The organism is Gordonia sp. PS3, assembly GCF_041950545.1.
GTDB classification, from domain to species: Bacteria; Actinomycetota; Actinomycetes; order Mycobacteriales; family Mycobacteriaceae; genus Gordonia; species Gordonia sihwensis.
In genome coordinates, this window is the sequence record NZ_CP169524.1 from 2,881,974 (window position 1) to 2,893,448 (window position 11,475).

Consider the following 11,475-nt stretch of genomic DNA (forward strand, 5'->3'; position numbering starts at 1 on the left):
CGGGGTGGTGTCGGATGGGGTTCAGACCAGCGAAGGAGGACCGCGGACCGCGGCGGAGGCGACCATCGGCGCGGGCCGGAGCGCGGCAGCGTGCCGGTCGGCGCGGATGACGACGAAAGCGGGGTCGAGACACACCCGCGTGCTCACCAACCGCCAGACATGGGACACGCTGTTGCCGTACGCCCGGCTCAGTTGCTCGGCGACGAAGAGCACGGCAGCCGCGGCGGGGACGGCGAGTGCGTGCCAGAACAGCATCAACGGCCCGGGCGTCACGCCGGTTCCGTGTCCCGCGTGCCCTGCCATCAGCGACAGCACTCCGTGAGCGGTCGCCTGGCCCGCGGACAGCGCGACCAACGCGCCGGTCGCAGAGATGCCGATCCGGCCGCGAGCCCGTGCTCGCTCCACCGATCGCACCTGAGCGGCGCGGACCAGTCCGACCCCGAGCGCCAGGCCGAGGAGCACCGCGGACTGCGCCGTCGTGGGAAGGTGCCCACCGCCGATCGAGTGGGCCGCGACACCCAGGATGAGCGAGACCACCGATGCCAGGAACCCGTGCGCGGTCGCGGGGACCTGCGCACCGGTCGGCGTCGGGCGAATCAGCACGTCGTCAAGGGTACTACCGGAGGTCGTACCGGCCGAGTCGGCCGCCCTTCGCGGCTCTTGCGCGCGACTGCTCGTCGTCGACGCGCTCGTCGACCGGACCGTCGTCGACCCGGCCGTCGGACACGCTGCCTGACCTCGGCGATCGCCGCCTCGGTTTGAATCATCGGCGTTCGCCACCGATCGTGGAGTGCATGTCTGACGAACGGGAGAATGCTGACAGCGAACCACGGGGGACGGACACAGAGCACGGGACGGACACAGAGCACGGGACGGACACTGAGCACGGGACGGACACAGCCGCCGTGCTCTTGGACGGCGCAGTCTTGATCGACCCGTACACAAAAGAGGCGACATCCGTATCTCCGGGCGTTGCACCGGTGCCCCACCACTGGCACGTCGGCGAGAACGACACCGATGAGGAGATCACCGAGAAGCTCAAGCGCCAGGGAGTCCGGCTCGGCCGCGGTGGAATCGCTCCGGCGGTGTTCTGGCCGGCACTGATCGTGATCGTCGCGGTGAGCGCTCTCGCCGTCGCGTTCCCCGACCAGACGAGCGAAGTCTTCACCGATGTCCAGAACTGGATCGTCTCGAACCTGGGCTGGTACTACATGCTGATCATCGCGTGTTTCGTGGTGTTCGCGGTCGCGCTGTGCTTCTCCAGGCTCGGCCGCATCCGGCTGGGCAGACCCGATGAGGCTCCCGAGTTCGGCAGGGTGAGCTGGTTCTGCATGCTGTTCGCCGCCGGCATGGGCATCGGACTGGTCTTCTACGGCGTCGGTGAGCCACTCACATATGCGACCGTGCAACCGAAACCCGGCTGGAGCGGTAGCCAGGAGGACATCGCCGGTCTGGCGATGGCCCAGACATTCATTCACTGGGGTCTGCACCCGTGGGCGGTGTACGCGGTGATCGGGCTCGCGCTGGCATACGCGATCCACCGCCGCGGGCGACCGGTGTCGATCCGGTGGGCGCTCGAACCGCTGCTCGGCGATCGGGTGAAGGGCTGGGCAGGCGACCTCATCGACATTCTCGCCATCTTCGGCACGGTCTTCGGCGTCGCCACGTCGCTGGGGCTCGGCGTGCAGCAGATCTCAGCGGGCATGCAGTCGATCGGCGTCATCGACTCCGTCGACAACACCCTCCTGGTGATCCTCATCGTCGCCATCACCTTCCTGGCGACCCTGTCGGTGGTGAGCGGTCTGGGCACCGGAATCAAGTGGTTGTCGAACATCAACCTGTCGATCGCCGGACTGCTGGTGATCGCGATGCTGCTGATCGGTCCCACTCTCTTTCTTCTGCGCAACTTCGTGCAGTCGATCGGCGTCTACTTCGCCAACCTGTTCAACATGACGCTCGACGTCGGAGCCTTCCAGGGCCAGGAGGCACAGGACTGGCTCAGCGACTGGACGATCTTCTATTGGGGCTGGTGGATCGCCTGGGCGCCTTTCGTCGGCGTGTTCATCGCCCGGATCTCGCGCGGGCGGACAGTGCGCGAGTTCATCGCCGGATGCCTGATCGTGCCGACTCTGGTCGGATTCGTCTGGTTCTCGGTGCTCGGTGGTACGGGCCTGCACCGGCAGTTCTTCGGCGAGGGTGACCTGGTGGAGGACGGCAAGGTCTCGCCCGAGGGATCGCTGTTCCACGTGCTGTCGGACATGCCGCTCGGCACGGTCTTCTCGATTCTCGGGATCGTCCTGGTGGCCGTCTTCTTCATCACCTCCTCCGATTCCGGCTCACTGGTCGTCGACATGCTCGCCTCGGGCGGCCACCCCAATCCGCCGGTGTGGTCCCGCGTGCTCTGGGCGTCGCTCGAGGGCGTCGTCGCAATCGCTCTCCTGCTCGCGGGCGGACTGCGGTCGCTGCAGGCCGCGTCGCTGGCCACGGCCCTGCCGTTCAGCGTGATCCTCGCGATGATGTGCTTTGCGACCGTGCGGGGTCTGCGATTCGAGCACGACAAACTGCGGCGGGCCGCTCAGGCACAGCGGTTGGAGGCCGCGACGTCGCACATCGCGGGCGAGGTCTTCAGCACGATGCCGGACGAGCCGGCCCTGCGCGATTATGTCGACGACCGCATCGACTACCGCCTGAGCCGGACCCGGGGCGGGTGGCGACCCGAGCGTTTCGGCCCGAAGCACCGCGAGTAGACCGTACTGGGCCTTCGGGCGATCTATGGCCCGATCGTGTACTGCAGGTAGACGCAGCCGATCCAGCGGTCGAACTTGCGCCCGACACCGGGTGTGCGACCCACTTCGACGAAACCGACCTTCGTGTGCAGCGCGATCGACTCCGGAACGTCCTCGGAGACCACGGCCATGATGGTGCGCGTCACCGCCGGGTCCGCCGCGTCGATCAACGCGCGCAGCAGGTGCTTGCCCGTCCCCCGGCCCGCCGCCTCGGGCCGAAGGTAGATGCTGTCCTCGGCGGTCCAACTCCAGCCCGCCTTTCCCCGATACACGCCGAGATAGGCGTAACCGACCACCTCGCCGGGTGCGCCGGCCACGAGGAACGGGCGTCCCGCGGCAACAGTCGTCTCGAGTCTGGTCCGCCACTGCGCGACGGAGGGCGCCTCGAGGTCGAACGTCGCAGTGGAGTTCTCGACGTAATACCGGTAGATGTCGGCAACGGCCTCGCAGTCGTCGGACGTCGCCGGGCGAACGGTCAGCATGTGCTGATCTTGCCGCACCGCCGGGCAACTACGCTCGACTGGTGGGCGATAACGAGTCAGAACCTATCGAGGTCCGCGAGGAGGACGTCGAGGACCACGGAGCCGACCGCCTCAAGACGGGGCTGAAGCCACGCCACCTCGTGATGATGAGCCTCGGATCCGCCATCGGCGCGGGACTGTTCGTCGGGTCCGGAGAAGGCATCGCGCTCGCCGGACCCGCGGCACTCGTCTCGTACGCCATCGTCGGCGTCATCATCGTCTCGGTGATGCGGATGCTGGGCGAACTCGCGGCGGCCGATCCGAATCCCGGCGCGTTCTCCTACTACGTCGGCAAAGCTCTCGGGCCCGGAGCCGGCTTCATGATGGGCTGGCTGTGGTGGGTCCAGATGACGATCGTGGTCGCAGCCGAGTCGCTCGCGGCGGCGGAAGGACTCAACGCACTCGTCGGCCTGCTGCCCGTCTGGGCGTGGGCGCTGGTGTTCATGACTGTATTCAGCGTGCTCAATCTGACCGGAGTGTCGAACTTCGGCGAGCTGGAGTTCTGGCTGTCGTTGATCAAGGTGACGTTCATCGTGCTTTTCCTGGTGATCGGAGCGGCCTACCTCTTCGGGTGGATGTCCGAGCCGTCTCCTGGACTCGCCAACGCCGGCGACTTCCTCCCGCACGGCATCGGCGGTGTCACGGCCGCACTTCTGGTGATCGCGTTCGCCTTCGGCGGAATCGAGATCATCGCCGTCGCCGCCGCGGAGACCGACGATCCCGGTCCGAGCGTCACGAAAGCCATCCGGACCATCGTCTGGCGCATCCTGGTCTTCTACGTGGGATCGGTGGCGGTGATCATGCTCGTCCTACCGGCAGACGATCCGCGCATCCGCGAATCGCCGTTCGTCGGCGTGCTCGAGCAGACCGGCCTTCCGGCGGTCGCCGCCACGATGGGCGCCATCATCGTCGTCGCGCTGCTGTCGTCGATGAACGTCAACCTCTACGGCGCGTCGCGGATGCTGTTCTCCCTGTCGGTGCGACGGATGGCGCCGCGGTCGGCGCGGCGGGTCTCCCCCCGTGCGGTTCCCGTCCCCGCGCTGCTCGCCAGCACCGTGTTCGGCTTCCTCGCAGTGCCCGCGACCTACTTCTGGGGCGACCAGGTTCTCGATCGTCTCCTATCGGTGGTCGGCTCGACGCTGCTCGTCACGTGGCTCGCGATCACCTGCGCCCAGATCGTGCTGCGCAGACGCGCCGAGCGCGACGGAACGCCGCTGCCGCTGAAGATGTGGGGGTATCCATACCTGTCGTGGCTCACGCTGATAGCTCTGGTCGCTATCACGGTGCTGGCGATCGTGACCCCGTCGGTTCGCGGTCAGGTGATCTCGACCGCCGTTCTGGTGACCGTTCTCTGGACTGCGGGAGCAGTCACTTATCGTCGTCGTTCGACGCAACCGAGTCGGCGAGCGCGGGGTGCACGGTAGGCTGCGTCGGCTCTTTGTACTCCGCGTCGACGAGCATCGGCTCGGGATCGAGCCGCGTGAGGCCGTTCCAGCACAGATTCACCAGATGCGCGGCCACGACCTCCTTCTCCGGCTGCCGGACGTCGAGCCACCACTGTGCGGTCACTGAGACCATGCCCACCAGCGCCTGCGCGTAGAGAGGCGCCAGCGCGGGATCGAATCCGCGCCGCTCGAAGTCCCCGGCGAGAATGTGTTCCACCTGGCTGATCGCGTCGTTCAGCAGGCTCGAATAGCGAGTGTCCTCGCCCCCGCTGGTCGACTCTCCTCGGACCAGGATGCGGAACCCGTCGGTCCGCTCCTCCATGTAGGTCAGCAGCGCCAGCGCGACCTGCTGAATCCGGTACAGCGACCGATTCTTCGTGAGCGAGGACGTGACCATTTCCAGCAGGGTCTCCATCTCGCGGTCGACGACGACGGCGTAGAGACCTTCCTTGCCGCCGAAATGCTCGTAGACGATGGGCTTCGACACACCGGCACGCTGAGCGATCTCCTCGATCGACGTTCCCTCGAAGCCACGTTCGGCGAACAGCCCCCGCGCCACCTCGATGAGCTGCAGTCGACGCTGAGCCCCGGTCATCCGGGCCCGGGGTGCCTTCGTGACGACTTCTGCTCCGCTCTCCGCGGGCCTGCTGATGGCCATGCCACCAATGGTAGTGCCGGCCTCAGACTCCGAAAGCCACCGAGCACGGAGAGAGGGAGTCACGCTGTGCCCGGTTCCCCGAGGTTTGTCGAGTAGGCGGGTGAGCGTAGCGAGCACGGCGTATCGAGACCACTGCCCGTCGTGTGGTGGTTTCGACTCGCTTCGCTCGCTCAACCAGCCTAAGAGGGGTGCGCGCTCAACCAACCTGGAAAGAACGTCGCCCGAGGTTTGTCGAGTAGGCGTGTGAGCGTAGCGAGCCCGCCGTATCGAGACGACTCTGCACCGCTCGTGTGGTGGTTTCGACTCGCTTCGCTCGCTCAACCAGCCTAAGAGGGTGCGCGCTCGACCGGCGTGGAATCGCCGGCTCCCTCGAGGTTTGTCGAGTAGGCGGGTGAGCGTAGCGAGCACGCCGTATCGAGACCAGCCTGCACCCCTCGTGTGGTGGTTTCGACTCGCTTCGCTCGCTCAACCAACCTGAAGAGTGCGCGTTCGCGGTCTGTCAGGCGCGCCGTACCCCAGACACCACTCGCCGGCCGGGGGGCACGTCCCGGGAAATGGGTTGAGCCCCGATCAGACGGTGTCTGATCGGGACTCAACAAGTTGTGTTCGGCGGTGTCCTACTCTCCCACACCCATTACAGTGCAGTACCATCGGCGCAGGTGGGCTTAGCTTCCGGGTTCGGAATGGGACCGGGCGTTTCCCCACCGCTATAGCCGCCGTAACAATATGAAACTATCCACACCACAATCCCTCACCAGGGTTGTGGTTTGTGTGTTGTTTCAGAAGTACATAGTGGATGAACGAGCAAACATTCTGTGTGCGTGTACGCAATCACCGAAACCGACTCACACAACCTCGTGATTCGTTGAATCCGAAAAAAGAATTGTTGGTGAGTGTTGTTGGTAAGTCCTCGGCCGATTAGTACCGGTCACCTGAACACATTACTGTGCGTACAGTTCCGGCCTATCAACCCCATCATCTGTAGGGGGCCTTACCCCACCCGAAGGTGGGTGAGAAACCTCATCTTGGAACAGGCTTCCCGCTTAGATGCTTTCAGCGGTTATCCCTTCCGAACGTAGCTAACCAGCAGTGCTCCTGGCGGAACAACTGGCACACCAGAGGTTCGTCCGTCCCGGTCCTCTCGTACTAGGGACAGGTTTCCTCAAGTTTCTACACGCGCGCGGCGGATAGAGACCGAACTGTCTCACGACGTTCTAAACCCAGCTCGCGTGCCGCTTTAATGGGCGAACAGCCCAACCCTTGGGACCTACTCCAGCCCCAGGATGCGACGAGCCGACATCGAGGTGCCAAACCATCCCGTCGATATGGACTCTTGGGGAAGATCAGCCTGTTATCCCCGGGGTACCTTTTATCCGTTGAGCGACACCGCTTCCACACGCCGGTGCCGGATCACTAGTCCCGACTTTCGTCCCTGCTCGACATGTACGTCTCACAGTCAAGCTCCCTTGTGCACTTACACTCAACACCTGATTGCCATCCAGGCTGAGGGAACCTTTGGGCGCCTCCGTTACACTTTAGGAGGCAACCGCCCCAGTTAAACTACCCACCAGGCACTGTCCCTGAACCCGATCAGGGTCCGAGGTTAGAAGCCCAATACGATCAGAGTGGTATTTCAACAACGACTCCACCCACACTAGCGTGCCGGCTTCACAGTCTCCCACCTATCCTACACAAACCGCACCGAACACCAATACCAAGCTATAGTGAAGGTCCCGGGGTCTTTTCGTCCTGCCGCGCGTAACGAGCATCTTTACTCGTACTGCAATTTCGCCGAGCCTGTGGTTGAGACAGCAGAGAAGTCGTTACGCCATTCGTGCAGGTCGGAACTTACCCGACAAGGAATTTCGCTACCTTAGGATGGTTATAGTTACCACCGCCGTTTACTGGGGCTTAAATTCTCAGCTTCACCACCCCGAAAGATGATTAACCGGTCCTCTTAACCTTCCAGCACCGGGCAGGCGTCAGTCCGTATACATCGTCTTACGACTTCGCACGGACCTGTGTTTTTAGTAAACAGTCGCTTCTCTCTGGTCTCTGCGACCACCACCAGCTCACACCGAAAAAGTGATCACCGGTCGTGGTCCCCCTTCTCCCGAAGTTACGGGGGCAATTTGCCGAGTTCCTTAACCACAGTTCACTCGATCGCCTTAGTATTCTCTACCTGACCACCTGTGTCGGTTTGGGGTACGGGCCGTGTACCAACTCACTAGAGGCTTTTCTCGACAGCATAGGATCACCGAATTCACCACAACGGCTACGCATCACCTCTCAGGCTCAAAAAGACACGGATTTGCCTATGTCTCACCCTACAGGCTTACACCAACTATTCCACCAGTTGGCCCGGCTACCTTCCTGCGTCACCCCATCGCTTGACTACTACACCCAAGGTCCCACGCAGCCACCATCAGAGAAATCCGAAGAAATCAACGACAGCTTTTGGATGGTTAGTACAGATGATTCATCACTGGGCGCGGATACACGGGTACGGGAATATCAACCCGTTGTCCATCGACTACGCCTGTCGGCCTCGCCTTAGGTCCCGACTCACCCTGGGCGGATTAACCTGGCCCAGGAACCCTTGGTCATCCGGCGGACAAGTTTCTCACTTGTCTTTCGCTACTCATGCCTGCATTCTCACTCCCACACCCTCCACAACTGGATCACTCCGCTGCTTCCACGGATGCAGGACGCTCCCCTACCCACCCACACCACTACACACCCACCCGCAGGCAGGCATGGATGAAATGTGTGAGTGCCGCGGCTTCGGCGGTGTACTTGAGCCCCGCTAAATTGTCGGCGCAGAATCACTTGACCAGTGAGCTATTACGCACTCTTTCAAGGGTGGCTGCTTCTAAGCCAACCTCCTGGTTGTCTCAGCGACCCCACATCCTTTTCCACTTAGTACACGCTTAGGGGCCTTAGCCGGCGATCTGGGCTGTTTCCCTCTCGACTACGAAGCTTATCCCCCGCAGTCTCACTGCCACGCTCTCACTTACCGGCATTCGGAGTTTGGCTGACGTCAGTAACCTGATAGGGCCCATCGGCCATCCAGTAGCTCTACCTCCAGTAAGAAACACGCAACGCTGCACCTAAATGCATTTCGGGGAGAACCAGCTATCACGGAGTTTGATTGGCCTTTCACCCCTACCCACAACTCATCCCCTCCATTTTCAACTGAAGTGGGTTCGGGCCTCCACAACCTCTTACAGCTGCTTCACCCTGGCCATGGGTAGATCACTCCGCTTCGGGTCTAGACCCAGCGACTCAACACGCCCTATTCAGACTCGCTTTCGCTACGGCTACCCCACACGGGTTAACCTCGCCACTGAGCACTAACTCGCAGGCTCATTCTTCAAAAGGCACGCCATCACCCACCACCCAAAGGTGCGCAAGCTCTGACGGATTGTAAGCGTCCGGTTTCAGGTACTATTTCACTCCCCTCCCGGGGTACTTTTCACCTTTCCCTCACGGTACTAGTCCGCTATCGGTCACCAGAAAGTATTTAGGCTTACCGGGTGGTCCCGGCAGATTCACAGCAGATTCCACGAGCCCGCTGCTACTTGGGAACAATCGAAGCCAGTCAACACGCTTTCAGCTACGGGACTCTCACCCACTACGGCAGACCATTCCAGGCCACTTCACCTAACATGTCGATTTATCACTGACCCACCGCACGGCAGCACGATGAACGATCACCCCACAACCCCACACGCACAACCCCTGCCGAGTATCACATACGCATGGTTTAGCCTCCTCCGCTTTCGCTCGCCACTACTCACGGAATCACACTTGTTTTCTCTTCCTGTGGGTACTGAGATGTTTCACTTCCCCACGTTCCCTCCACACCCGCTATACATTCACGAGTGGGTAACACCACATCACTGGTGCTGGGTTTCCCCATTCGGACACCCTCGGATCACAGCTCGTTTGACAACTCCCCGAGGACTATCGCGGCCTACCACGTCCTTCATCGGCTCCTGGTACCAAGGCATCCACCGAACGCCCTCAAACACTTACAACAACACCCACAAACACACCCCACACACCAAACAGTGCCCGAGGCGCGAATGCGGACAACAAACAAAAACAACGATCACAACACGCGATCGCACAAACCAGAATCGAAATTGCAGAACACACAAACCCAACAACAACAAATGCTGCCGGGCTAGATGCTCGCATCCACTATGCACTTCTCAAACAACACACACCCACCACCCCCAACACCCCACACTCGAGGCGGAAAACAGTGAGCACCAAGACAACCCGCGCAGAACGCGTGTTCCCTCAGAACCCCGATAGTGTGCTTCGTCCACAACCGCAATCACTCACGGTCGACCACCCGCCGGCCCGCCCGCATCTCGCAGGCCACCGACAAACAAATGATGGATTCTTGTGTTTCACCCATGAACAAACACCGACCCGATACACATTCGGCACCAGCATCGACGTGTTGTTTGCTCCTTAGAAAGGAGGTGATCCAGCCGCACCTTCCGGTACGGCTACCTTGTTACGACTTCGTCCCAATCGCCGATCCCACCTTCGACAGCTCCCTCCACAAGGGTTAGGCCACCGGCTTCGGGTGTTACCGACTTTCATGACGTGACGGGCGGTGTGTACAAGGCCCGGGAACGTATTCACCGCAGCGTTGCTGATCTGCGATTACTAGCGACTCCGACTTCATGGGGTCGAGTTGCAGACCCCAATCCGAACTGAGACGCGCTTTAAGGGATTCGCTCCACCTCACGGTCTCGCAGCCCTCTGTACGCGCCATTGTAGCATGTGTGAAGCCCTGGACATAAGGGGCATGATGACTTGACGTCATCCCCACCTTCCTCCGAGTTGACCCCGGCAGTCTCCTGCAAGTCCCCGGCATAACCCGCTGGCAATACAGGACAAGGGTTGCGCTCGTTGCGGGACTTAACCCAACATCTCACGACACGAGCTGACGACAGCCATGCACCACCTGTACACCAACCACAAAGGGGGGCCGTATCTCTACGGCTTTCTGGTGTATGTCAAACCCAGGTAAGGTTCTTCGCGTTGCATCGAATTAATCCACATGCTCCGCCGCTTGTGCGGGCCCCCGTCAATTCCTTTGAGTTTTAGCCTTGCGGCCGTACTCCCCAGGCGGGGTACTTAATGCGTTAGCTACGGCACGGAACTCGTGAAATGAGCCCCACACCTAGTACCCACCGTTTACGGCGTGGACTACCAGGGTATCTAATCCTGTTCGCTCCCCACGCTTTCGCTCCTCAGCGTCAGTTACTACCCAGAGACCCGCCTTCGCCACCGGTGTTCCTCCTGATATCTGCGCATTTCACCGCTACACCAGGAATTCCAGTCTCCCCTGTAGTACTCAAGTCTGCCCGTATCGCCTGCACGCCTGCAATTGAGTTGCAGAATTTCACAGACGACGCGACAAACCGCCTACGAGCTCTTTACGCCCAGTAATTCCGGACAACGCTCGCACCCTACGTATTACCGCGGCTGCTGGCACGTAGTTGGCCGGTGCTTCTTCTCCAGGTACCGTCACTTACGCTTCGTCCCTAGCGAAAGAGGTTTACAACCCGAAGGCCGTCATCCCTCACGCGGCGTCGCTGCATCAGGCTTGCGCCCATTGTGCAATATTCCCCACTGCTGCCTCCCGTAGGAGTCTGGGCCGTGTCTCAGTCCCAGTGTGGCCGATCACCCTCTCAGGTCGGCTACCCGTCGTCGCCTTGGTAGGCCATTACCCCACCAACAAGCTGATAGGCCGCGGGCCCATCCTGAACCGCAAAAGCTTTCCACCACCAACCATGCAATCAGTGGTCCTATCCGGTATTAGACCCAGTTTCCCAGGCTTATCCCAGAGTCCAGGGCAGATCACCCACGTGTTACTCACCCGTTCGCCACTCGAGTACCCAGCAAGCTGGGCCTTTCCGTTCGACTTGCATGTGTTAAGCACGCCGCCAGCGTTCGTCCTGAGCCAGGATCAAACTCTCCAACAAAAAATGCAGAAACCACAAGATTTCAACACAAAGCCAGAAAACAGAACCTGACCA

At 61.3% G+C, this 11,475-nt stretch carries 5 protein-coding genes and 3 rRNA genes; 2 read left to right on the plus strand and 6 right to left on the minus strand.

Going from position 1 to position 11,475, the window contains the following annotated elements; translation table 11 throughout:
* Positions 1-21: 21 nt before the first annotated feature.
* Complete coding sequence (locus ACE11G_RS13320; protein WP_231875779.1) at positions 22-603, minus strand: hypothetical protein; 582 nt, start codon at positions 601-603, stop codon at positions 22-24.
* A 377-nt stretch (positions 604-980) separates the two neighbouring features.
* Between ACE11G_RS13320 and ACE11G_RS13325 the strand changes: the two genes are divergently transcribed.
* Positions 981-2,747 carry a BCCT family transporter gene (locus tag ACE11G_RS13325; RefSeq protein ID WP_006897592.1) on the plus strand — a complete coding sequence of 589 codons (1,767 nt, stop codon included), beginning with the start codon at positions 981-983 and terminating at the stop codon, positions 2,745-2,747.
* Positions 2,748-2,770: 23 nt separating this feature from the next.
* Here the strand turns inward: ACE11G_RS13325 and ACE11G_RS13330 are convergent, their stop codons facing one another.
* Positions 2,771-3,268 carry a GNAT family N-acetyltransferase gene (locus tag ACE11G_RS13330; protein ID WP_222111316.1) on the minus strand — a complete coding sequence of 166 codons (498 nt, stop codon included), beginning with the start codon at positions 3,266-3,268 and terminating at the stop codon, positions 2,771-2,773.
* Positions 3,269-3,309: 41 nt separating this feature from the next.
* On the opposite strand from ACE11G_RS13330, the gene ACE11G_RS13335 reads away from it, so the two are divergent.
* On the plus strand, positions 3,310-4,731 hold the full coding sequence (locus ACE11G_RS13335) for an amino acid permease (RefSeq protein ID WP_375002517.1): 1,422 nt from the start codon (positions 3,310-3,312) through the stop codon (positions 4,729-4,731).
* On the opposite strand, the gene ACE11G_RS13340 is transcribed toward ACE11G_RS13335, so the two are convergent.
* From ACE11G_RS13340 to ACE11G_RS13355, 4 genes are all read right to left on the minus strand, one after another.
* On the minus strand, positions 4,676-5,410 hold the full coding sequence (locus ACE11G_RS13340; RefSeq protein WP_045536949.1) for a TetR/AcrR family transcriptional regulator: 735 nt from the start codon (positions 5,408-5,410) through the stop codon (positions 4,676-4,678). The genes ACE11G_RS13335 and ACE11G_RS13340 overlap by 56 nt on opposite strands.
* A 604-nt stretch (positions 5,411-6,014) precedes the next feature.
* Positions 6,015-6,131 (minus strand): 5S ribosomal RNA (gene rrf, locus ACE11G_RS13345).
* A gap of 177 nt (positions 6,132-6,308) precedes the next feature.
* Positions 6,309-9,450 (minus strand): 23S ribosomal RNA (locus ACE11G_RS13350).
* A 449-nt stretch (positions 9,451-9,899) separates the two neighbouring features.
* Positions 9,900-11,421 (minus strand): 16S ribosomal RNA (locus ACE11G_RS13355).
* The 16S, 23S and 5S rRNA genes sit together here, the layout of an rRNA operon.
* Positions 11,422-11,475 lie beyond the last annotated feature (54 nt).

Excerpts from the sequence above, each read along its gene's own strand:
- ACE11G_RS13330 (WP_222111316.1), bottom strand. The coding sequence starts at position 3,268 with ATGCTGACCGTTCGCCCGGCGACGTCCGACGACTGCGAGGCCGTTGCC.
- ACE11G_RS13340 (WP_045536949.1), bottom strand. The coding sequence starts at position 5,410 with ATGGCCATCAGCAGGCCCGCGGAGAGCGGAGCAGAAGTCGTCACGAAG.